Source organism: Cycloclasticus pugetii PS-1, from assembly GCF_000384415.1.
GTDB classification, from domain to species: domain Bacteria; phylum Pseudomonadota; class Gammaproteobacteria; order Methylococcales; family Cycloclasticaceae; genus Cycloclasticus; species Cycloclasticus pugetii.
In genome coordinates, this window is sequence record NZ_ARVU01000001.1 from 2235876 (window position 1) to 2258674 (window position 22799).

The 22799-nt window shown below is 43.3% G+C and carries 21 protein-coding genes and 1 pseudogene; 21 read left to right on the forward strand and 1 reads right to left on the reverse strand.

Annotated elements, in window-relative coordinates; translation table 11 throughout:
* Window positions 1-51 precede the first annotated feature (51 nt).
* The 21 genes and pseudogenes from typA to CYCPU_RS12135 all read left to right on the forward strand — a co-directional run.
* A complete protein-coding gene (gene typA, locus CYCPU_RS0110905; RefSeq protein ID WP_015006917.1) occupies window positions 52-1872 on the forward strand; it encodes a translational GTPase TypA in 1821 nt (606 codons plus the stop codon).
* Window positions 1873-2210: 338 nt separating this feature from the next.
* A complete protein-coding gene (locus CYCPU_RS0110910) occupies window positions 2211-4070 on the forward strand; it encodes an aldehyde ferredoxin oxidoreductase family protein (protein ID WP_015006918.1) in 1860 nt (619 codons plus the stop codon).
* A gap of 61 nt (window positions 4071-4131) precedes the next feature.
* A complete protein-coding gene (locus CYCPU_RS0110915; protein ID WP_015006919.1) occupies window positions 4132-4386 on the forward strand; it encodes a MoaD/ThiS family protein in 255 nt (84 codons plus the stop codon).
* Between the two features lie 86 nt (window positions 4387-4472).
* The gene (hisB, locus tag CYCPU_RS0110920; protein ID WP_015006920.1) at window positions 4473-5066 is read left to right on the forward strand and encodes an imidazoleglycerol-phosphate dehydratase HisB; all 594 of its coding nucleotides are present in this window, start codon (window positions 4473-4475) and stop codon (window positions 5064-5066) included.
* Window positions 5067-5086: 20 nt separating this feature from the next.
* Window positions 5087-5749 carry an imidazole glycerol phosphate synthase subunit HisH gene (hisH, locus tag CYCPU_RS0110925; protein WP_020162725.1) on the forward strand — a complete coding sequence of 221 codons (663 nt, stop codon included), beginning with the start codon at window positions 5087-5089 and terminating at the stop codon, window positions 5747-5749.
* Window positions 5750-5813: 64 nt separating this feature from the next.
* On the forward strand, window positions 5814-6548 hold the full coding sequence (gene hisA, locus CYCPU_RS0110930) for a 1-(5-phosphoribosyl)-5-[(5-phosphoribosylamino)methylideneamino]imidazole-4-carboxamide isomerase (protein WP_015006922.1): 735 nt from the start codon (window positions 5814-5816) through the stop codon (window positions 6546-6548).
* A gap of 1 nt (window position 6549) precedes the next feature.
* Window positions 6550-7323 (forward strand): imidazole glycerol phosphate synthase subunit HisF, encoded by a 774-nt coding sequence (gene hisF / locus CYCPU_RS0110935; protein WP_015006923.1) that lies wholly within the window; start codon window positions 6550-6552, stop codon window positions 7321-7323.
* Window positions 7320-7706 carry a phosphoribosyl-AMP cyclohydrolase gene (gene hisI / locus CYCPU_RS0110940; RefSeq protein ID WP_016390840.1) on the forward strand — a complete coding sequence of 129 codons (387 nt, stop codon included), beginning with the start codon at window positions 7320-7322 and terminating at the stop codon, window positions 7704-7706. The genes hisF and hisI overlap by 4 nt, the downstream gene beginning before the upstream one ends.
* Window positions 7703-8020, forward strand: a complete 318-nt coding sequence (locus tag CYCPU_RS0110945) for a phosphoribosyl-ATP diphosphatase (RefSeq protein ID WP_015006925.1) — start codon at window positions 7703-7705, stop codon at window positions 8018-8020. Before hisI ends, CYCPU_RS0110945 begins: the two co-directional genes overlap by 4 nt.
* A gap of 36 nt (window positions 8021-8056) precedes the next feature.
* Window positions 8057-8269: a Sec-independent protein translocase subunit TatA gene (gene tatA, locus CYCPU_RS0110950; RefSeq protein ID WP_015006926.1), complete on the forward strand. Its 213-nt coding sequence runs from the start codon at window positions 8057-8059 to the stop codon at window positions 8267-8269.
* A gap of 42 nt (window positions 8270-8311) precedes the next feature.
* Window positions 8312-9052: a twin-arginine translocase subunit TatC gene (gene tatC / locus CYCPU_RS0110955; protein ID WP_020162727.1), complete on the forward strand. Its 741-nt coding sequence runs from the start codon at window positions 8312-8314 to the stop codon at window positions 9050-9052.
* A gap of 65 nt (window positions 9053-9117) precedes the next feature.
* The gene (locus CYCPU_RS0110960) at window positions 9118-9480 is read left to right on the forward strand and encodes a DUF1499 domain-containing protein (protein WP_015006928.1); all 363 of its coding nucleotides are present in this window, start codon (window positions 9118-9120) and stop codon (window positions 9478-9480) included.
* Window positions 9480-11639: a YgiQ family radical SAM protein gene (locus CYCPU_RS11785; RefSeq protein ID WP_096910809.1), complete on the forward strand. Its 2160-nt coding sequence runs from the start codon at window positions 9480-9482 to the stop codon at window positions 11637-11639. Before CYCPU_RS0110960 ends, CYCPU_RS11785 begins: the two co-directional genes overlap by 1 nt.
* A gap of 78 nt (window positions 11640-11717) precedes the next feature.
* Window positions 11718-12128 (forward strand): type 2 periplasmic-binding domain-containing protein, encoded by a 411-nt coding sequence (locus CYCPU_RS0110970; RefSeq protein ID WP_015006930.1) that lies wholly within the window; start codon window positions 11718-11720, stop codon window positions 12126-12128.
* On the forward strand, window positions 12103-13311 hold the full coding sequence (locus CYCPU_RS0110975) for a porin family protein (RefSeq protein WP_015006931.1): 1209 nt from the start codon (window positions 12103-12105) through the stop codon (window positions 13309-13311). The genes CYCPU_RS0110970 and CYCPU_RS0110975 overlap by 26 nt, the downstream gene beginning before the upstream one ends.
* A gap of 27 nt (window positions 13312-13338) precedes the next feature.
* A complete protein-coding gene (locus CYCPU_RS0110980; RefSeq protein WP_015006932.1) occupies window positions 13339-15780 on the forward strand; it encodes a bifunctional diguanylate cyclase/phosphodiesterase in 2442 nt (813 codons plus the stop codon).
* A 19-nt stretch (window positions 15781-15799) separates the two neighbouring features.
* The gene (locus CYCPU_RS0110985; protein WP_015006933.1) at window positions 15800-17182 is read left to right on the forward strand and encodes an SLC13 family permease; all 1383 of its coding nucleotides are present in this window, start codon (window positions 15800-15802) and stop codon (window positions 17180-17182) included.
* A 208-nt stretch (window positions 17183-17390) separates the two neighbouring features.
* Window positions 17391-17642 carry a DUF4212 domain-containing protein gene (locus CYCPU_RS0110990; RefSeq protein WP_015006934.1) on the forward strand — a complete coding sequence of 84 codons (252 nt, stop codon included), beginning with the start codon at window positions 17391-17393 and terminating at the stop codon, window positions 17640-17642.
* Complete coding sequence (locus tag CYCPU_RS0110995; protein ID WP_232228638.1) at window positions 17617-19473, forward strand: sodium:solute symporter family protein; 1857 nt, start codon at window positions 17617-17619, stop codon at window positions 19471-19473. The genes CYCPU_RS0110990 and CYCPU_RS0110995 overlap by 26 nt, the downstream gene beginning before the upstream one ends.
* 15 nt (window positions 19474-19488) lie before the next feature.
* Window positions 19489-19947, forward strand: a complete 459-nt coding sequence (locus tag CYCPU_RS0111000; protein WP_015006936.1) for a YaiI/YqxD family protein — start codon at window positions 19489-19491, stop codon at window positions 19945-19947.
* 51 nt (window positions 19948-19998) lie between these two features.
* Window positions 19999-20118, forward strand: a pseudogene (locus CYCPU_RS12135) (IS3 family transposase); the annotation flags it as partial.
* Between the two features lie 229 nt (window positions 20119-20347).
* Here the strand turns inward: CYCPU_RS12135 and CYCPU_RS0111005 are convergent.
* Entirely contained in the window at window positions 20348-22630 is a 2283-nt protein-coding gene (locus CYCPU_RS0111005; RefSeq protein WP_083923792.1) for a bifunctional diguanylate cyclase/phosphodiesterase, read from the reverse strand.
* Window positions 22631-22799 lie beyond the last annotated feature (169 nt).

Below are 22799 nucleotides of genomic sequence, written 5' to 3' on the forward strand. Positions count from 1 at the left end.
AACTCATATTCATATCAACCGATACTCACCCAATCAAAGGAACCTAATTTCGTGAAACAGAACCTCCGTAATATCGCCATTATCGCCCACGTTGACCATGGCAAAACCACCCTCGTTGACAAATTACTAGAACAATCCGGCACATTAGACCGTAAAAACTCTGGTACAGAAAGAATCATGGATTCTAACGACCAAGAAAAAGAGCGCGGCATTACCATCCTCGCAAAAAACACAGCGATTGAGTGGCAAGGTCTTCATATTAATATTGTGGACACCCCGGGCCATGCCGATTTTGGTGGCGAAGTCGAGCGAGTTCTTTCAATGGTTGATTGTGTCCTATTATTGGTTGATGCAGTTGATGGCCCAATGCCACAAACACGCTTTGTAACCTCTAAAGCTTTTGAACAAGGCTTAAAGCCCATTGTTGTTATCAACAAAGTTGACAGGCCAGGCGCACGCCCTGACTGGGTTATTGACCAGGTTTTTGACCTGTTCGACAAACTTGGCGCCACCGATGAACAGCTCGATTTTCCTGTTATTTATGCCTCTGCCATTAATGGTATTGCTGGCCCAGAAGCAGATGAGCTAGCCGATGATATGACCCCATTATTTGAAATTATTAGAGACAACGTTCCCACGCCTGTTGTTGATGTAAACGCCCCATTCCAAATGCAAATTTCATCACTGGCCTACGATAGCTATGTGGGTGTTATTGGTGTTGGTCGCATTACTCGTGGCAGCTTAAAACCAGGGCAAACCGTTACTATTATTGATAGCAATGACAAACAGCGTAAAGGCAAAGTACTAAACGTAAAAGGTCATTTAGGCCTTGAACGTATAGACGTTGACGAAGCATTCGCTGGCGACATCGTTTGCATTAACGGCATCGACGGTCTTGGAATTTCTGACACACTCTGCGACCCTGATCATGTTGAAGCCATGCCTGCGCTGTCTGTAGACGAACCAACCGTTAGCATGACCTTTTCTGTTAACAACTCACCTTTTGCTGGACAAGATGGCAAGTTTGTCACTTCGCGAAATATTAAAGACCGTCTTAACCAAGAACTTATCCATAACGTTGCTCTGCGTGTTGAGCCCGGCGACTCACCTGACAAATTCATCGTATCTGGTCGAGGCGAATTGCACTTATCTGTGCTGATAGAAACCATGCGACGTGAAGGCTTTGAACTAGGTGTTGCTCGCCCTGAAGTCATCCAAAAAGAAATTGATGGCAAAATGCAGGAACCGTTCGAAATGGTTGTAATTGACATTGAAGAACAGCACCAAGGACCCATTATGGAAGAAATGGGTTTACGTAAAGCCGAGCTAACCAATATGGAGCCTGACGGTAAAGGACGCATACGACTTGAATTTATGAGCCCCTCGCGTGGTTTAATCGGCTTCCGCGGTCACTTCCTAACGCTGACGTCTGGCTCGGGTATCATGACCAGTGTCTTTGATCATTATGGTCAAGTGAAAGACGGCGAAATCACCTCTCGACAAAACGGCGTTTTAGTTTCTATGGTCAAAGGCAAAACATTGGCTTTCGGCTTATTCAACCTGCAAGAAAGAGGTAAATTATTCTTAGGTCATGCCGAAGAAGTCTACGAAGGACAAATCGTGGGGCTTCATTCACGCGGTAATGATTTAGTCGTCAACCCGACCAAAGGCAAACAGCTTACTAACGTGCGTGCATCGGGCACAGATGAAGCCTTAACACTCGTTCCTCCCGTCGTCATGACGCTAGAACAAGCGCTTGAGTTTATTGAAGATGACGAGTTAGTTGAAGTCACACCTCACCATATTCGTCTAAGGAAAAAATTACTAACCGAAAACGAACGTAAACGTGCCTCACGCGCACCAAAGTCTTAATATCAGGCACAAAAAAACCGGCGGAGTAAACTCCGCCGGTTAAGTGGTCGCATTGCTTGGTTGGCAAAAAATTTGATCCTTACCAGCATCCATACTGATTGTGTAATCCTTTACACTTCCCTAGCAAACAATCCTTGTTTGGTGAGATCCTTCTCATAAATTTTCTAGCGACGTTAAAAGTATAGACCTGACATCCCTAGTAAATAATCATCTACAACCTCAATCAGGGTAAGCATATCCTTACACCCTACAACGTTTATTTCATCAAAACATATTGTCTTTCATCCACATCAGACTTACTATACTAAACCAATTCTAATATATTCAGGGTGTAGATCATGAGCTGGACTAAAAAAGTATTACGCATAAATCTAACAAACAGGACATCTTCTGAAGAACCTCTCAATATGGAGTGGGCAGAACTTTATCTAGGCCAGAGAGGGCTAGCGACAAAGTACCTTACAGAAGAAGTGGACCCAACCGTCGAGCCTCTAGCGCCAGAAAACAAGCTGTATATGGTAACAGGCCCACTAACAGGCACCATGGCTTCAACGGGTGGTCGTTACTCTTGTGTCACTAAAAGCCCCTTAACCAATGCTCTGGCTTGCTCAAATTCAGGTGGTTTTTTTGGCAACGAAATGAAATGTGCTGGCTGGGATATGATTATCCTAGAAGGCAAAGCAAGCTCCCCAGTTTATATCAGCATCGTTGATGAAAAATGCGAGATCCTGCCGGCGGATGAGATTTGGGGCAAATCTGTTTGGGAAGCCGATGAATGGCTTCATAATAAACACCAAGACCCTCAACTAAGAATCGCTGCTATTGGCCTACCTGGTGAAAAGGGCAACCTATATTCTGCTATCGTTAATGACTTACATCGTGCTGCTGGGCGTTCCGGCGTAGGCGCTGTTATGGGTTCAAAAAATGTCAAAGCGGTGACCCTTAGAGGCAGCAAAGGTGTTGGCAATATAAAAGATCCAAAACGTTTCTTCGAAGCCACCAACAAAGCTAAAAAAATTATCGCTGACAGTGAAATGACTCAAGGCCTCAGCGCCTTAGGTACCAATGTCATGATGAACCATATGAACGAAGTGGGTGCTTTACCGGCTAGAAACTGGCAAGACAGCACCTTTGACAATGCACCTAAACTGTCAAGTGAGGCAATGGCCGTACCAAGGGAAAGTGACGGTAAGCCAAACTTAACACGAAATGCCGGCTGCTTTGCCTGCACTATATCTTGTGGACGTATCTCAACAATCGACCCAGAGCATTTCAGCATTAAAAACCGTGATGACATCCATAAGCACTTTAAAGGTAATTCTGGTGGTAATGAATATGAAGCTGCATGGGCATTAGGTTGCGATACCGGTGTAGATGATTTAGACGCCGTGACCTATGCTAACTTTGTCTGTAATGAGCAAGCTCTTGACCCCATCTCAGCAGGCGCCACTATTGCTGCAGCCATGGAGTTATATGAGCTAGGCATCCTTACAAAAGAAGATACTGGCGGCATTGAAATGAACTTTGGCAATGCTGAGGCGATGGTGGAATGTATTGAACTGATTGCAAAACATGAAGGCTTTGGACAAGAACTCGCTCAAAGTTCACTTCGTTTTTGTGAAAAATACGGCCGCCCAGACCTCGCTATTGTTGTTAAAGGGCAAGAGTTTCCAGCCTATGATGCTCGTGCTGTAAAAGGCATGGGTCTTGGATATGCCACATCAAACCGTGGCGCCTGTCACGTACGTGGTTACACTAACGGCTCAGAAACAGCCGGGATACCTTTCAAAACAGATCCATTAGCCTATGAAGGAAAAGCAGAACTACTGATGGCATTCCAAGATACAACTAGTGTGTTTGATTCTGCCGGCATCTGCACCTTCTCATCATTCGCACAAGGCATTGAAGAAGTGGCAGAACAAATTGATGCTGCCTGCGAAGGCGACTGGACAGCTGAAAGACTCGGCCAATTAGGCGAGCGCGTTTGGAACCTTGAGCGTGAGTTCAACAACAATGCTGGTTTCACTGCTGCCGATGACACGCTTCCACCTCGCTTATTAAGTGAGCCTGTCAAAGCAGGCCCTGCAAAAGGTGAAGTTTGTGAGTTAGATAGAATGTTGCCCGAATACTACGAAGTTCGTGGTTGGAATCAAGACGGCACACTTAAAGAAGCAACAAAACAACGCCTAAGTTTGTAAATTATCACTTTGTATCCGACAGAGCAGTCGTTGTGACTGCTCTGTCTTTACCATATAGAACATGCCTACAATCACCCTCAAACTTTTCGCCTCTTTAGCTAAAATAGCACCTGAAAATATAGGCGGAGAAATTAGAACGGTTCCTATTCAAGCTGGTGATACCATCACCAGCATTGCCGATCGTGAAAATTTATCACATAAGACTCTACATTTAGTTATTTTAAATGGCACTTATATCGACAAAGACAAACGTGACTCCACACTGCTTAAAGATGGCGACACGTTAAGTCTCTGGCCTCCGGTTGTTGGCGGCTAACAGATAAACGCCTATTTCCTGCTTGCTATCCTTTCTCGTTATTGGGAAAATGCCAGCTTACTCGCAACATAGCATATACTTTAAAAATGGATAGCAGAACAGCAACTGTTAATCGCGACACCCTAGAAACCCAAATCTCAGTTTCTATCAACTTAGACGGTAACGGTAAAACAAACTTTTCTACGGGAATCCCCTTTCTCGAACATATGCTTGACCAGATTGCTCGTCACGGCATGATAGATTTGGACATTAATGCCAAGGGCGATTTGCATATCGACGCTCATCACACCGTTGAGGACCTAGGCATTACATTAGGCAAAGCTGTTACTGACGCGCTGGGCGACCGCAAAGGCATTTATCGTTATGGTCATGCCTACGTACCACTAGACGAAGCTTTATCTCGGGTTGTAATCGATTTTTCTGGCCGCCCGGGACTTGTTTACGATGTCGAATTCCCTCGCGCAAGAATTGGAGATTTTGACGTTGATTTATTTCGTGAATTTTTCCAAGGTTTCGTAAACCATGCCAACATCTCTTTACATATAGATAATTTAAAAGGCCTTAATGCACACCACGTTGCTGAAACTATCTTTAAAGCGTTTGGCCGGGCTCTTCGTTTTTCATTAGAAAGAGACCCCCGTATGGAAGGCATCGTCCCTTCAACAAAAGGTTGCTTGTAACACTAAACGAGATCTAAATTATGGCCACCGTTGCCGTTATTGACTATGGGATGGGGAACTTACACTCCATCGAAAAAGCACTAAAAACCGCTTCCCCAAACGCTACTGTTATTGTAACGGCCGATAAAAATATTATTTTATCTGCTGATCACGTTGTTTTCCCTGGCGTAGGCGCTATTCGTGACTGTATGGCTGCACTACAAAAAACAGGTTTAGATGACATCATTAAACAAGTCGCACAGAACAAACCTTTACTCGGTATTTGTCTTGGTATGCAAGCGTTATTGCAACATAGCGATGAGAACAATGGGGTTACATGCTTAGGCATTATCCCTGGAAATGTTATAAAGTTTCCATCAGGAACATATGATGAACAGGGAAATACTATTAAAATTCCACACATGGGGTGGAATGAAGTTAATTACACAAACAAAAACCCACTTTTTAATAATATAGCTCAAAACGAACGATTTTATTTTGTTCATGGCTATCATGCTAGCGAAGTGGGCGAAGAACACACCTCTGCTACCACAAACTACCCAGCCCCCTTTCCCTGTGCGCTTATGTGGAAAAATATAGTCGCTGTACAATTCCACCCTGAAAAAAGCCAACATGCAGGATTGCAGTTACTTAGAAACTTCTTAAAATGGGATGGTACAGCTGAATCAAATGGACATGCTTAACTATTTTTCCAATCAAACAGATACCCTTTAAACGCAACCCTTAACACCACCAGGAACAACTAACATGATTCTTATTCCCGCCATTGATCTTAAAGAAGGTAAGTGCGTTCGCTTACGCCAAGGCCGCATGGATGATGAAACTATTTTTTCAGACAACCCTGTAGAGGTTGCTTCACGCTGGGTAAATGAAGGCGCTAAGCGGCTACACCTCGTTGACTTGGACGGTGCTTTTGCTGGCAAGCCTGTAAACGCAGGTGTTGTTCACGATATTGCCCAGGCTCACCCCGATTTAATCATCCAAGTTGGCGGTGGTATCCGTGACGAAGATACTATTCAGACCTACCTTAATGCTGGCGTACAATACGTCATTATCGGCACAAAGGCAGTCAGCGCCCCCCACTTTGTTGGTGATGTCTGCGCAGAGTTCCCTGGCCATATTATCGTTGGCCTAGATGCAAAGGATGGCAAAGTCGCTATTGATGGCTGGTCAAAACTATCTAATCACGATGTTATCGACCTAGCACAGCATTTTGAAAATGACGGTGTTGAGTCTATTATTTATACAGATATCGGTCGAGATGGCATGATGAAAGGCGTCAATGTTGAAGCCACCGCCAAACTCGCCCGCTCTATTCGTATTCCAGTTATTGCCTCTGGCGGTATTACCAATATGGATGACATTTATGCCCTAGGTAAGGTGGCCGATGATGGCATCATGGGCGCCATAACCGGTAGGGCTATTTACGAAGGCACGCTTGATTTTGCTGAAGGTGAAAAACTAGCCGAGACGTTTGCTTAATATGGCACTGGCCAAACGTATTATTCCTTGCCTAGATGTAGACAATGGCCGTGTTGTTAAGGGCGTCAAATTCGTTGATATTCGAGATGCTGGCGACCCCGTTGAAGTTGCCAGACGTTATGACCAAGAAGGAGCGGATGAAATCACCTTTCTTGATATTACCGCCACCTCGGATAACCGCGAAACCATTGTGCACGTTATAGAACAAGTTGCCGATGAAGTCTTTATTCCCCTAACCGTCGGTGGAGGTATTCGCGAATTAGCCGATATTAGCCGCATGCTAAAAGCAGGGGCAGACAAAGTTGGCATTAATAGCGCAGCTATTTTTAACCCTAACTTTGTTAAGGAAGCCGCCGAGAGATTTGGTTCACAATGCATTGTTGTCGCTATTGACGCTAAATGCGTTAGCGCCAACGGCGAACCCAAACGCTGGGAAATATTCACCCATGGTGGCCGAAAAGAAACCGGTATCGATGCCATCGAATGGGCAAAAAAAATGGTTGCCTTAGGCGCCGGTGAAATTTTACTCACCAGTATGGACCGTGATGGTACTAAAATTGGGTTTGATCTTGAACTCACCCGCGCCATCAGCGAAGCGGTTGAAGTACCCGTTATTGCCTCTGGCGGTGTTGGCACCTTAGACCATTTAGTCGATGGCGTCACTAAAGGTAAAGCCGATGCAGTCCTCGCTGCTAGCATATTTCACTTTGCAGAGTTTAGTATTGGTGAAGCAAAACAGCACATGCAAGATAATGGTATAGAGGTTCGATTATGAGCACCTGGCTTGACGAAATAAAATGGGATGAAAAAGGCCTTCTCCCTGCTATAGCTCAAGACCACAAAACAGGCAAAATACTTATGTTTGCTTGGATGAACCAACAAGCTTTACAGCTTACCGTTGAACAAGGGCACGCTGTTTATTGGTCGCGTTCTCGCAATAAACTTTGGCATAAAGGTGAAGAATCTGGTCACCAACAAATCATCAACGATATTCGCTTAGACTGCGATGGAGATGTTATCCTACTGTCTGTTGAACAAAAAGGCGGTATTGCTTGTCATACTGGCCGGGAACGTTGCTTTTATCGGCAATTAGTCGATGAACAATGGCAAGACACAGACCCTGTTTTAAAAGACCCCAAAAATATTTATTCAAAATGAGTAACATACTGAAGCGACTTGAAACCATCTTGCAGCAGCGCAAGCAAGATGACCCCACAGCATCCTATGTTGCCAGTTTATATGATAAAGGGCTTGATACCATTCTTAAGAAAATTGGCGAAGAGGCAACAGAAACGGTCATTGCCGCTAAGTCTGGCGATAAAACACAAATTATTTACGAAACGGCAGATCTGTGGTTTCATTCACTGGTCTTATTAGCACAACAAGACTTAAGTGCTGACGATGTGCTGAAGGAACTTGAGCGCCGCTTTGGGCTATCTGGGCTAGATGAAAAAGCCAATAGAACCAAGTAGAATGATTCTTACTACAACTTTCAATTAGAGGTTACCATGGGTGGCATCGGCATTTGGCAATTAATTATTATTCTCGTTATTGTGCTTTTATTATTTGGCACAAAACGCTTACGTAACCTTGGTGGCGACTTAGGTGGCGCAATCAAAGGCTTCAAAGGCGCGATGAAGGAAGGCGAAAAAGAAAAAGACACTGATCATCAAAAATCAGTTGCTAACGACGATACTAAAAAAGACGACTCGACGCAGTAATTAACGCTTTATTGGCGTTCATTGCTGATAACGTTTTACCTTATGTCAGACATTGACCCTAACGACCAAGAAACCAGCTTCGTTTCGCACTTAGTTGAATTGCGCACGCGTCTTATTCACGCGATCATTGGTCTGCTCGTCGTTTTTTTGCCACTGGCTCCTTTCGCGAATAACATCTACTCATTGGTCGCTCAACCGCTGCTAACCCATATGCCAGAAGGCACTAGCATGGTGGCAATTGAAGTAATTTCACCCTTCCTAACACCGCTAAAGCTAACCCTAATGTTGTCCGTTTTTATTAGCATTCCATGGGTTTTCTACCAAGTCTGGCTGTTTGTGTCTCCCGGTCTTTATCAACATGAACAACGCATCGCCTTACCGTTAATTAGCGCTGCTACTTTCCTGTTTTATGGTGGTATGCTGTTCGCTTATTTTGTCGTCATGCCGCTGATCTTCAAGTTTCTGACAGCAACCGCGCCCGAAGGCGTTGCCGTGATGACTGATATCAGCAAATATTTAGATTTCATCCTAACGCTATTTTTTGCTTTCGGCATGGCCTTCCAAGTACCTATTGCAACGTTTTTGTTGGTTAAAACTGGCGTGTCAACACCACAAAGCTTGGCTGAAAAGCGCCCTTATATCATCGTTGGCGCCTTTGTTATTGGCATGTTATTAACACCACCTGATATTATCTCTCAAACCTTATTAGCTTTACCCATGTGGTTACTTTTTGAAATAGGCCTTTTAATGTCAAAAAGGTTTGCTCGACCAACCGAACACTAAACAGCCCAATGAAAACACTATTTTTACTCCTAATTATTACTATGTGCTCACCAGCATACGCAAACATGCCTTCTTTAAAACCTTGCCCAGATAAACCCAATTGCGTCTCCAGTAAAGCAGATGACGAACATGCTATTGCACCCTTTAAATTAAAACAAAATCAGCCAGTTGATCAACAGCGATTGCTAGAGGTGCTTAACCAGCTCGACAACAATATCGCTGTTATCCATGATGAAAACCATATTCATGCAGAAATCACCAGTCGTGTTTTTGGTTTTGTTGATGATCTCGATTTAATCATAAATATAGAGCAACAAATTATTCATGTACGCTCAGCGTCCCGTACAGGTTATTACGATTTTGGTGTTAACCGACGTCGCGTTGAAAGACTTCGTTCATTATTAAAACAACATGGCATTATTCTGTGATCCCTACGGCTGAACCTTTATCCTCATACCCAAAATATTGGGCGGAGTGCTATGGCGTAGCACCTTTCTTACCGACAAGCCGCGCAGAAATGGATGCGCTAGGTTGGGATAGTTGCGATATTATCGTCGTCACCGGCGATGCCTATGTAGACCACCCAAGCTTTGGCATGGCCGTTATTGGCCGACTACTGGAAAAACAAGGCTTTCGTGTTGGCATTATCGACCAACCTGACTGGCAAAGTACCAAAGATTTTTCGGCACTAGGAAAACCAAACTTATTCTTTGGTATTGCTGCCGGCAATATGGACTCAATGATTAACCGCTATACTGCGGATAAACGCGCCCGCTCAGACGATGCATATACACCTGGTGATCAGGCAGGTCGTCGTCCAGATCGCGCCGTTATTGTGTATACACAGCGATGTAAAGAGGCCTTCCCTGATGTCCCCACAGTACTCGGAAGCATTGAAGCCAGCCTACGAAGGATAGCCCACTACGATTACTGGGATGATGCTGTTAGGCGCTCCATTTTAATTGACTCTCAAGCCGATATTTTACTCTATGGTAATGCGGAGAGAGCTATTGCGGAGTTAGCACACCGACTATCCCAAAATGAAGCCATCGCCAATATTAAGGATATTCGCGGCACGGCGTTCGTCCGCGATACATTACCGGATGGTTGGACACTCATTGACTCCACTCGCATTGACCGGCCAGGTAAAATTGACCCACACAATAACCCTTATCAGTCAGATGAAGAATTAGCCGCAGCAACCGGCGGAAAATGTCAGGTCAACAATACAAATGATTCCGACGATGGCAGCCAAGTCGTCACACTCAGTTTTTTACCTAAGCACAGCAAAACTGATCGCGCTAAAACGGTTATACGTTTACCTTCATACAAAAAGGTAAAAAGCGACCCTGTTTTATACGCCCATGCTTCACGGGTTTTACACTTAGAAACCAACCCCGGCAATGCGCGTGCATTAGTACAAAACCACGACGGCAAAGACGTTTGGTTAAATCCACCACCGATTCCTTTATCCACCGAAGAAATGGACGAGGTATTTGGCTTGCCCTTTCAACGCGTCCCTCACCCAAAATATGATGGCCAGCGTATTCCCGCTTATGAAATGATCCGTTTCTCTATCAACATCATGCGCGGTTGTTTTGGTGGCTGTACTTTTTGCTCCATTACCGAACACGAAGGGCGTATCATTCAAAATCGTTCAGAACAATCCATCTTGAACGAGATTGAAGACATTCGCGACAAAACACCGGGGTTTACCGGCACAATCTCTGATCTTGGCGGCCCAACAGCTAATATGTATCGTCTTGCTTGTAAAGACCCCAAGATTGAAGCTGCCTGTAGACGACCTTCTTGCGTGTACCCTGGCATTTGCGACAACTTAAATACAGACCACGACCCGTTAATTAAGTTATATAAAAAAGCGCGAAAAATTAAAGGTGTTAAACGGATTTTAATAGCCTCCGGCCTACGGTATGACCTTGCAGTAGAATCACCTGAATACGTTGAAGAACTGGTAACGCATCATGTCGGAGGTTATTTGAAAATTGCCCCCGAACATACTGAGCAAGCGCCTTTATCGAAAATGATGAAACCGGGTATTGGCACTTACGATCGCTTTAAAACCATGTTCGAGAAATTCACCAAAAAAGCCGGGAAAAAACAGTATCTCATTCCGTACTTTATTGCCGCTCATCCTGGCACCGAAGACGAAGACATGGTCAACCTAGCTTTATGGCTGAAAAAAAATAAATTTCAAGCCGACCAAGTGCAAACCTTCTATCCATCGCCGATGGCCACCGCAACGGCGATGTATCACACTGGGAGAAACCCGCTTAAAGGCCTCAGCTATAAAAGCGAAAAAGTGAACACCGTCAGAAAGATTGAGCAGCGTCGTTTACACAAAGCACTGCTTCGTTATCATGACCCTGCTAACTGGAAGGTCATCAAAGATTTACTGTTAAAATCTGGCAAAAAACACCTCATTGGCGAAGCCCCCAACTGCTTAATACCTAGCAAACCTGTTGGCACAAAGAACTTTAAAAAGAAAGGTGTGCAGAAGTTTGTTACTAAGCACACTAAACAAGGTTACAAACCATTGACTACTAAAAAAGGAAAAAATAAGCTTTAACCCCTTTCCTTTGGCCAAGCATTGCCAAATCTATAAAACGTACTACACTGAAAACTAATACTTTCAAGAACCGTGTTCATGGAAAGAGTACGTTTTATTATATTTTGCCTTATTTGCCAACTATCGCCCCTTTCTCAGGCGGTTGAACTTATTGCGCACCCTAGCGTACCTGTTGATACGCTATCCGCTACAGCAGCCCGTAACATCTTTACCATGCGCACCCTATATTGGCCCAGTGGCCGCCCCATAAAAGTTTTTGTGTTGAGCGATGAAAACGCTCTTCATCAACAATTTTCAAAAACAAGCCTACATGTTTTCCCTTATAAACTTAGGCGTATATGGGATAGAAACATTTATTCTGGCACAGGGGAGGCCCCCATCACCGTCGACAGTGAAGAAGAAATGCTGAAAGCCATTTCTTCTTCTCCCGGTGCCATTGGCTACGCTAACAAAGGAAATGATAATGTGCGTATTATTAAAATCGATTAAACATCGTTGCTGGGCTTTACTGGTTATTAGTAGCCAACTGCTAACCAGTTTCAGCCCCGCTCATTCTTTTGAGCCGTTAGACGACTTTCAAATACATGGCTTTGCGAGTCAAGGTTATTTTTTAACTACTGCAAATAATATATATGGTCAAAGTAGTAAACACCGTGGAACCTTAGGCCTTACAGAAACTGGCATTAATGTTTCCTTTCGCCCCCTAGATAACATACGAGTAGCTGCACAAGGGATATATCGACATGCTGGTGATGTAAGCGAAGAAGCGGGGATCGATTTTGCCTTGATCGACTGGACGATTATAGATAGTTACAGTCTGCGCATGGGTCTTCGCTTAGGGCGCATCAAAAACCCTTTTGGCTTTTATAATGAAACGCGTGACGTAGCCTTTACACGACCTTCAATAACCTTACCCGGCATAAACTACGAACGCTCTCGTAACCTACTTCTAAGCACCGATGGTGCTCAAATTTATGTCGATAAAACTCTAGATATTGGTTACTTTTCGTTTCAACTTAATGCTGGAGAATTAGGTGATGATTTAGACGAGCTTGAAATCGCTATTTTGACATTCGATGCCCCCGGCCACTTAGAAAATATGCCTAGCTACATCACTAAAATTGGCTATGAAAGTATCAGTGGCGCAACACGTTTAGCATTTAGTTATGCGAATGCTGATATGGAGTACAAACCCAGCGGGCTAGGCGACTTTTTTGACAATGGTGATTTAGATTTTGAACAGTTTATCTTGTCTGCCCAACAACGTTTTGGCGATATTACCTTAACTGGGGAATACCTTAGACAAGAAAATACTTTCAAAAACTTTGGCCCTTTCTACCCTGATGCATCGCCAGTAACTGAAAGTTACTACCTTCAAGGGGATTATTATTTCACCAACCGTGTGAAAGGCTATGCGCGTTATGATGCTTTATTCTTAGACAAAGATAACCGAAACGGTAGAACCAGCGTACCTAATTCACTTCGCAGTGCTGCTTTTACTAAAGATTATATGCTCGGCCTAGAGTGGAGCCCCTCAAGCCAATGGATGATTCAAGCAGAGTATCATCGCCTCAATGGCACCGCCATTTTGTCGTTTGCCGACAACCCAGACCGACTAGCCACAAAAAAGCATTGGAGCCTGTTTGCGCTGCAAGTCTCGTATCGCTTCTAATTTAATTAGCAAAGCAGCCAAAATCTTATGCGTCGAAAAAATAACTTATTTTTTAGCATCAAATGGAAAGCTCTATTACTTTTCGGCCTGTTGCTCAGCATTACCCACGCCATCCAATATGGCACCAGTTATAAGCAAATTACTGAGCAGTTTGAACGCCAGCATCATCAGGAACAACAATACCAATTATCTATCGTTAAAGCACTCATCGGCCAATCTGCAAGGCTTATCGAACAAATAGCAGAATTGAACACCACACAGCGTAGCAACACTCCCACTCAGTTTGAAGAACAGGCTATTAAAGCTATCACTCAGCAATGGGGGAGCCTACAAACCAACTGGGGCTTAGTGTCTATATCGTTTTACAACCAAGAAAGCCAACTAAAGGCACTCTGGGGGTCAAACGTGACGGCGGTCATACCCAATGAAGACTTAACGAACGTCCTAAGACTAGAAAAACCCAGTTATAAGCTATTTTGCCAAATCCAATGCTACCAAATTGTCTACATCCCTGTCCTTGCTGATTCAATGGGCGAGCAGAACGCTTTATTTGTCTTTGTTCGCTCGTTGGCCGACATTATCATTACATTTAAAGAAGCAACACGTACAGATATCGCCATCCTAAGCCGCTCTTCAACTACTGAGGACAATGAATACGGGCCGCTCAATATTGTGGCTAGTACTAACCCATATAAGCTTAAGCAACTTCTTACAAATTTTTATAAGGCCCACCCAGAGCAAAACCTTGCCGATACCAACGGCAGTCATTTAGATCTAGGGCAGCAGCAATTTAGCTTACGCCTGTTTAATTTAGTCGAGCCTTCTCATTCAAATAGCCCACAGCTTCTAATCGCTACCGACCTTTCTGAAGACTATCTCTTAATTGAGCAATCTAAAAAAGAAGCGCTTTATGCCATCTTACTGGCGCTAATCGCCTCTGTTGTGATTCTTTTACCTATTTTGCTGAAGGCTACTCATCGATTAATAACGGTCAGCAATGCATTGCCTGCTCTATCTAAAGGGAACTTCCATCAAGCAAGAGTCTATTTGCAACAAACGCGTAGGCATAAATATAAAACTCAAGACGAGTTAGTCACACTCGAGCAATCAGCCACTATGGTGATTGATCAATTAGAAAAAGGCAGTCAGTTAATTAGAGAAAAAGAACAAAACCTTGTTTGGCTCGCAGACCATGACTCTCTCACCAAGCTCTTTAATCGCCGCCGCTTCCAACTTGAGTTTGAGCAGCAATTAAAGATTTCTCAACGTTATAGAAGCAACGGCGCTATTCTTTATTTAGATCTCGATCAGTTTAAATACATTAATGACACCAGTGGCCATGGCGCCGGCGACCTTTTATTAAAACAAGTCGCTGAGACCATACAACAAACTATCCGCTCATCCGATATCTTAGCTCGCTTAGGGGGCGATGAATTTGCCTTACTGTTACCCAATATTGATGCTCATGGCGCCACTCAATTCGCTCAAAAAATTATAGAAAAACTGCGTTTAATGCGATTTGAATACAATGGCACGCAACATAATATTAGCGCCAGTATTGGTATCGCTATGTTCCCCGAATATGGTTTGACTGTTCAGAATTTTATGTCAAATGCCGATATCGCAATGTACCAAGCTAAAGAAAGCGGCCGTAGTAAGTCACACCTATACTCCCAAAAAGAACAAACCAAAGAATTACTAAAAACACGCATTTTATGGAAAGAAAAAATTGAAGCGGCTCTTGCAGATAAGCGGCTTTGCCTACATTTTCAACCAATTTTAGATATTAAAACTAATCAAATCTCTCATGCTGAAGCTCTCGTTCGAATGATCGATTTGGACGGTGAAATTATTATGCCTAACAGCTTCATCCCCATTGCCGAACAGTCTGGACTCATCAACCAAATTGACTTAGCTGTTTTACAGCTGGCCTTTGAAACATTACGTTTCTTACAGACACAAAACAACCCTTTAAAACTATCGATTAACCTGTCGGGCAAAGCTTTTAACAATACCCTCCTTATCAGCACCCTTAAAGAGGGGCTCAAGCAGCACGATATTAACGCTAAAAAACTAATCATAGAAGTCACCGAAACCACCGCTGTGGCGAACATCAATACAGCCGTCAACCTAATGAACGATATCAAGGAAACCGGTGCTAAGTTTGCACTTGATGACTTCGGCGTTGGCTATGCGTCCTTCTTTTACCTACGCCAATTACCCGTTGATTATATAAAAATAGATGGCTCCTTCATTCAAACACTTGAAAAACATAAGGAGGATCAAGTGTTTGTTAAAGCAGTGTCTGAAATATCCCAACTATCTGGATTAAAAACCATTGCTGAGTTTGTTGAAAATCAAACCATTTTAGATTTGCTTGCATCGTATAATATTGATTATGCTCAAGGCTACCATATAGCAAAGCCCTCGGCGACGCTCCCTAATAACAAACTAATCCTCAGTCACTAATCAGCCTAATATCTATACATTGACCTCGCCCTTATCGTTAAAAACCTTAAGCTTAATCGCTGGCCCAATTCTATCTTGTGTGCTGTTTTTCAGCTTTCATGGAAAGCTGCCTGAGCCTCTTATCATTACAGCAGCTATCGCTGTTTGGTGTATTACTTGGTGGATTTTTGAACCAGTGCCGATCCCCATCACGTCACTGTTACCAATTGCTATTTTTCCACTAACAGGCGTCTTAACAAGTGAGCAAGTAGCTGCCGCTTATGGCAATAAGCTTATCTTACTATTACTAGGCGGCTTCTTACTGTCTACGGCTATTTCTCATTGTGGCGCTCATCGCCGTATAGCACTTACCATGGTCCATTGGTTTGGTAACAACAACCCGAAACGATTAGTATTGGGGTTTATGGTCGCCTCGGCCACACTTAGCATGTGGATTTCCAATACAGCTGCAACGATCATGCTACTTCCCGTTGTGCTAGCCGTCGTTGATAGCACTGACAATAAAAAGCTAGCCATTCCTTTATTACTAGGCCTCGCTTATTCTGCCAGCATCGGTGGCATCGGCACACCCATTGGTACCCCTCCAAATTTAATTTTCATGCAGGTTTATGAAGAGAACACCGGCTTGCAAATTAGCTTTACCCAATGGATGAGCTGGGCGCTACCGTTAGTAATCACTTTTATTCCCATCGTCTGGCTTTGGCTCACCCGACACCTACAGGGTACAGGCGAATTTTCCTTACCTGCTGTGGGCGCATGGACAACACACGAACGACGAGTCACACTTGTCGTTGGGCTTACCGCGTTGCTATGGATCACTCGCCGAGAGCCTTTTGGTGGTTGGAGTGGTTGGCTAAATTTACCGCACGCTAATGATGCATCTATCGCATTACTGGCCGTTATCGTCTTATTTATTACCCCAAATGGCAACAAGCAAAAACTCTTAGACTGGAAAGCAGCTCAGCAAATACCTTGGGGTATTTTATTATTGTTTAGCGGAGGCATTTGTCTGGCCAAAGCTTTTGTTGCCTCGGGTCTAAGCAACCAACTAGGTGAACAACTATCCGCTGTCACCGCCTTTAGCCTTATAGTGATGATAGCCATTATTGCGTTAAGCGTGACCTTTATGACCGAAGCGACCAGCAATACCGCCACCACAGCCATGCTGATGCCCATACTCGCCGCCACCGCCATTAACGCTGACATTGACCCCTTATTATTAATGGTTCCCGCCGCATTCAGCGCCAGCTGCGCCTTTATACTCCCTGTTGCTACTGCCCCGAACACCATTGTGTTTAGTAGTGGGTACATCCATGGTGATCAGATGGCAAAAGAAGGCTTTATATTAAACTTGCTTGGCACCCTTGTTATAACAGCCATCTGTTGGTTCGTTTTACTCTAAATTGCGCCTTGCTATATTGCAGGTTCCGCCATTAAAACGTCTACCAAAATGATGAGAGAAACATTCCAGTGATGACATTCTCTTCATTCATTGCATCGCACCGCTTAATCCTCAATAATACAACACAATAAAAACACTTACCCTACAAAGGGGATACACACCAATCAATTCACACACGGTGTCATTAAAAATAACTTGGAGGGGTGTTATGTCGGCTAATACTGACCATTACTGGACGGATAATATTCGTCTCATTTTGAAGCTGCTATTTATTTGGTTTCTTGTCTCTTTTGTGTTCGGCATCATTTTAGTTGAGCCACTTAATAGCATTGAATTTGCTGGCTTTAAGTTAGGCTTTTGGTTTTCTCAGCAAGGCTCCATTATTTCTTTTGTTTTTTTAATTTTTTATTACATTAAAAAAATGAGCGCACTAGATGCTAAATACGGCGTGGATGATTGATATGGAATTACAAACACTTATTTACTTAGTAGTTGGGGCCACATTCGCGCTGTATATCGGCATTGCTATTTGGGCCAATGCAAAAACAACAGGCGATTTTTATATTGCTGGCAAAGGTGTTCACCCTATCGTTAACGGCATGGCGACAGGAGCTGATTGGATGTCAGCGGCGTCGTTTATCTCAATGGCTGGTTTAATTTCATATTTAGGCTACGAAGCCGGTGTGTATTTAATGGGTTTGACAGGTGGCTATGTACTTCTTGCCATGTTACTGGCGCCATATTTACGTAAATTCGGCAAATTTACTGTGCCTGAATTTATTAGTGATCGCTATTATTCACGTGCCGCTCGTGTCATTGCTGTTCTGTGTTTAATTTTTATTTCTTTTACCTATGTCGCGGGGCAAATGCGCGGTGTTGGTATCGTCTTTTCGCGCTTTTTAGAATTACCTATAGATCAAGGTTTATACCTTGGCATGGGCATTGTGTTTATCTATTCGGTCATTGGTGGCATGAAAGGCATCACCTACACGCAGGTTGCACAGTATATTGTGTTGATGTTTGCCTATTCTGTACCGGCTATTTTTATGGCCATACAATTTACAGGCAACCCTATTCCACAAATTGCGTTTGGCAGTCAAATGTCAGATGGCTCTGGGTTTTTATTAGATGCCTTGGATAAAACACTACTTGATTTAGGCTTTGGTGCCTACACCGAGCCGTTTAACGATAAATCAATGATCGACGTTGCCGCTATTACCTTAGCCTTAATGGTCGGCACGGCTGGTTTACCGCATGTTATTGTGCGCTTTTTTACCGTTCCTAAAGTCTCTGATGCAAGAAAATCGGCTGGCTGGGCGCTTATTTTTATCGCCTTGTTATATACCACCGCGCCAGTTGTTGGCTCCTTAAGCCGTTTAAGCATTATCAACAGTATTAATGGACCTGATAACGCCGGCACCGCCTACACTGATATGCCCAGTTGGTTCCAAACGTGGGAAAGCTCAGGCTTACTCGGCTGGTTTGATCATAACGGCGATGGTAAATTGCAATACGCTGCAGGCAAGGCGTTTGCCGGCGAAGGAAAGCCTGTATTCGATGCTGAACAACGTGGCGCTTTAGGTGAACGCATCATTACTAATCCGTCTGAAGGCAAGGTAGTGAATAACGCACCATTTGCTAATGAAATTTACGTTGATCGCGACATTATGGTACTGGCTAGCCCAGAAATCGCCCAATTACCCAATTGGGTCATTGCATTAATCGCTGCTGGTGGTGTTGCCGCTGCTTTATCCACGGCTGCTGGTTTATTATTAGTTATTTCCGCCAGTATTTCGCACGATTTATTAAAAAGCACCTTTATGCACAAGATCAGCGAGAAAAATGAATTACGCGCTAGTCGAATTACCTCGGCCTTCGCGATTCTCGTTGCTGGTTATTTAGGCTTGCACCCACCCGCTTTTGTTGCTCAAGTCGTTGCGTTTGCCTTTGGCTTAGCTGCATCGTCCTTGTTCCCGGTGCTGATTATGGGTATTTTTAGTAAGCGCATGAATAAATACGGCGCCATTTGCGGCATGCTCACCGGGCTGGTGTTCACGATGGGCTATATCATTTATTTTAAAGGCATTTTTATAGAGCCAATGGCGGCTAATACCGCTGAAAACTGGCTGTTTGGTATTTCACCGGAAGGCATTGGTGCGATTGGTATGTGCTTGAACTTCTCCGTCGCCTTTATTGTGTCCAGCCTAACGCCTGCACCGCCTCAAAGTGTACAGAATATGGTTGAACGAATTCGGCTGCCCAATGCAGCCGCTGCCGCTCACGATCACTAAGAAGCGATAATAACGATGCTTAACACTATTTGGGTAGATGCCGACGCCTGCCCTGTTGTCATAAAGGACATTTTATTCCGCGCCGCAGAGCGCACAAACACTCAAATGACCTTGGTGGCCAACCAAGCCATCCGGGTGCCGCCTTCTGCTTATATTTCTTTTTTACGCGTTAATCAGGGTTTTGATGAGGCCGATAATGAAATTGTTAAACGAATGCAAGCGGGAGACTTAGTGATTACTGGCGACATTCCGTTAGCTGCTGATGTCATAGAAAAAGGTGGCACGGCCTTAAACCCGCGTGGTGAGCTATACACAAAAGAAAACATTAAAGACCGTCTTAATATGCGCGACTTTATGGAAACCATGCGTTCCAGTGGCTTAGAAATTGGTGGCGGCCCACCGCCTTTAAATAATACCGACCGACAAGTATTTGCAAATCAACTCGATAAACTTTTAACTCAAGCCAAACGTTGACGTTAGTGTTTTTTTATTGTCTTACTACAGGTCTTACTGAATAGAAAACAGCCGCTTAGCCGTTATCGTGCAGATCGGTTGATGAAGCCCTATCAATTTAATAGCTGCCAGCAACCTAAACATGCTTATAAACGGGCTACACAAGAGCATGTGGCGATACCTAATTACCTTAGATGCTAAAAAGTATATAGGAAGAGATAACCATGAAAAGTAGATATACAATTTAGTAAAAGAGACTTTCATATCACAGCATGCCTTTTAGATACACATAACGTTTAATTTAAAGGTTGGCGTCCTCTTTAGCTGTGATGGCTTCATTGGTTTAGCATTCAGCCTTATCCTTTCTAATCACCAAAAGTCATTCATCTCATACACGATGGGCTATTAATATAGCCCGTGCTCACTTTGACATAAATACAATAAGATCCTTTTTATTAAGTGGTTTTGAAAAGTAATACCCCTGAAAAAGGTCACAACCATTTTCACTTAAAACGTCCACTTGCTCCACTTCCTCAACACCCTCAGCGATAACCGACATGCCCAGGCCGCTCCCAAGCTTAATAATACTTTTTATTAACTGGAGGTCTTGATTGTTATTAAGGATATTCTCAACAAACACTTTATCTATTTTCAGCTCACTAATGGGCAGCCCGCTCAGTACGCCTAAGGATGAGTAGCCCGTACCAAAGTCATCTAAAGAGGTGAGGATGTTTTTTTCCTTTAATGCTAAAAGAATTTTTTTTGCCTGCCCAACATCTTCGATGAACAAACTCTCTGTCACTTCAATCATCAGCTCTATACTAGAGCAATCATGTCGTCTCTGTAGCTGGAATATAGACATCAAGAAAGCTGGGTGAAAAAGTTGCTGAACCGACACATTAATCGACAAGCGTAATTTCTTCTTATTTTTTTGAACTGAACGACAAACACTAATAAATTCGGCCAGTGCCGTTTCAAATACAAATAAACCAATCTCATGAATAAGCCCTATTGATTCGGCTATCATAATGAATTCATCAGGAGGAACTAAGCCTAAACTTGGGTTATCCCAACGCAACAACGCTTCAACCCCTATAATTTCTTTTGAATAAGCATCAACCTGTGGCTGATACACGACAAAGAGCTCTTCTCGTTCTACCGCATGAAGCAGTTCTTTTTCAATCATGGCTGTGCGTTGCATTTTTTCTTGCAAGCCTTCGGAGTAAGAAAAGAAGCCGCACCGCAATCTTTTAGCTTCATACATTGCCATATCCGCTTTACTCAATAACTCATCCAGCTTATCCCCATCTTTGGAGTGTTTTACCACTCCTATACTCGCTTGAATAGAAAACTCAAGCCCATCCAGCACAAAGGCCTTATTCAATTGAGTTAAAAAGTGTCGGCATAAGTTAAGGTTGTGTACGTTGTCACGTGAGCGTGTAAGAACAATAAACTCATCTCCTCCTTGTCTAATGCACAGGCAATCATCAAAGTTGGCTGTTACTCGAGCGGAAACCTCAAGTAATACCTGATCTCCTATAGAGTGCCCGTATAAATCATTAATCCCTTTGAAGTTATCAAGGTCAATAAAAAAAATAGCGAAGCCCTTTGGATGTTTCTGTTTCCATGCATCAAAACTTTCTAACAAATAGCGTCTATTCGGTAGTTTTGTTAATTGGTCGTGCGTCGCTTGAAACTCAAGTGCTTTTTTCGACCTACCTTGACTAGAAATATTCATCCTAAAAAGAAAGTACAAAGTGAGGTTGAAAAGCAACAAGAGGGAGATATACCAAGCAAGCCTCTGGCATAATTTATTTAATACAAGCGTTTTATTAAGGCTTGTAGCTGAAAAGAAGTGGTATTTATCATTATAAGACAAAGACGTTATAACCTTTTCCCCTTGGTAATTTTTTGTCTGCAACACTACAGGTTTGCCGCTGCCCTCACCTTTGATGAAGTTATAACCAACTTGATCTATCATACCCTCCGTAAAATGCTGGATAATTTGCTCCGACACAGGCATTTTAAATAAGTAGTCGTAATCACTTTCGTCAGCATATGAAACGTAATAACGATAATACTCATCACTAATAAGGGTCACATCTGCACCAGGAACACTTGATTGGTCAGCCAGCATTTTTTTTAAGAAGCTTAATTTAACACCACTCGTCATAACGGCGACAACGCGCCCATCTGCATCTAAAATTCGTTTTCTTAATGGGATAAGCCACTGCTTCAAGGATGTCATATAATAGGTCCGGCCCATCACCATTTCATCCGAATGCCGGGCTGCCTTAAATGATTTACGCGTATCTTCTTTATCTAACAAGTTTGGTAGCTTGCCTGAGGAAAAGTTCGAGCTCGTTACAATCAGCTGACCGGAAGGAAGCGCTAGCCCTAGGCCTGCTAACTCAGGATTACTCTTCAACATAGCATCCAGTAGAGTGGATGACTTAGCTTTATTCATAATGCCTGCTTTTACTAGTTTCTTACCTAGTGCGTCTAACAATAGCTCCTGCTTATCGAGCAAATTATGAATTGAGTGCGTGACAAGGGCATTCGAATATTTAAGCTCATTTCTAGCACTCTCCTCAATGCGTTGATAGTCAACAAAAGTAGCCGCTGCAGTAAATAAAACAGACATTGAAGCAATAAAAAAATACGTTTTCCATAGCGGATTGATTCTTAAGGAGGATCTGTTCATTTGGACCTTGAGTTAATTGTCAGGCAAACTAAATAATAACGTAGAAAGTGTATTTTTCATACGCTTGTACTGGTAACTCAAACAAGGCACATTAATTAGAGATTTTTCATAATTAATCAATACCCCCATTCCAAGTACACAGCCGATCAAGGTTGTAATATTTCATATA

Excerpts from the sequence above, each read along its gene's own strand:
- CYCPU_RS0110910 (WP_015006918.1), top strand. The coding sequence starts at position 2,211 with ATGAGCTGGACTAAAAAAGTATTACGCATAAATCTAACAAACAGGACA.
- CYCPU_RS0110915 (WP_015006919.1), top strand. The coding sequence starts at position 4,132 with ATGCCTACAATCACCCTCAAACTTTTCGCCTCTTTAGCTAAAATAGCA.
- hisB (WP_015006920.1), top strand. The coding sequence starts at position 4,473 with ATGGATAGCAGAACAGCAACTGTTAATCGCGACACCCTAGAAACCCAA.
- hisH (WP_020162725.1), top strand. The coding sequence starts at position 5,087 with ATGGCCACCGTTGCCGTTATTGACTATGGGATGGGGAACTTACACTCC.
- hisA (WP_015006922.1), top strand. The coding sequence starts at position 5,814 with ATGATTCTTATTCCCGCCATTGATCTTAAAGAAGGTAAGTGCGTTCGC.
- hisF (WP_015006923.1), top strand. The coding sequence starts at position 6,550 with ATGGCACTGGCCAAACGTATTATTCCTTGCCTAGATGTAGACAATGGC.
- hisI (WP_016390840.1), top strand. The coding sequence starts at position 7,320 with ATGAGCACCTGGCTTGACGAAATAAAATGGGATGAAAAAGGCCTTCTC.
- CYCPU_RS0110945 (WP_015006925.1), top strand. The coding sequence starts at position 7,703 with ATGAGTAACATACTGAAGCGACTTGAAACCATCTTGCAGCAGCGCAAG.
- tatA (WP_015006926.1), top strand. The coding sequence starts at position 8,057 with ATGGGTGGCATCGGCATTTGGCAATTAATTATTATTCTCGTTATTGTG.
- tatC (WP_020162727.1), top strand. The coding sequence starts at position 8,312 with ATGTCAGACATTGACCCTAACGACCAAGAAACCAGCTTCGTTTCGCAC.
- CYCPU_RS0110960 (WP_015006928.1), top strand. The coding sequence starts at position 9,118 with ATGCCTTCTTTAAAACCTTGCCCAGATAAACCCAATTGCGTCTCCAGT.
- CYCPU_RS0110970 (WP_015006930.1), top strand. The coding sequence starts at position 11,718 with ATGGAAAGAGTACGTTTTATTATATTTTGCCTTATTTGCCAACTATCG.
- CYCPU_RS0110975 (WP_015006931.1), top strand. The coding sequence starts at position 12,103 with ATGTGCGTATTATTAAAATCGATTAAACATCGTTGCTGGGCTTTACTG.
- CYCPU_RS0110980 (WP_015006932.1), top strand. The coding sequence starts at position 13,339 with ATGCGTCGAAAAAATAACTTATTTTTTAGCATCAAATGGAAAGCTCTA.
- CYCPU_RS0110990 (WP_015006934.1), top strand. The coding sequence starts at position 17,391 with ATGTCGGCTAATACTGACCATTACTGGACGGATAATATTCGTCTCATT.
- CYCPU_RS0110995 (WP_232228638.1), top strand. The coding sequence starts at position 17,617 with ATGCTAAATACGGCGTGGATGATTGATATGGAATTACAAACACTTATT.
- CYCPU_RS0111000 (WP_015006936.1), top strand. The coding sequence starts at position 19,489 with ATGCTTAACACTATTTGGGTAGATGCCGACGCCTGCCCTGTTGTCATA.
- CYCPU_RS0111005 (WP_083923792.1), bottom strand. The coding sequence starts at position 22,630 with ATGAACAGATCCTCCTTAAGAATCAATCCGCTATGGAAAACGTATTTT.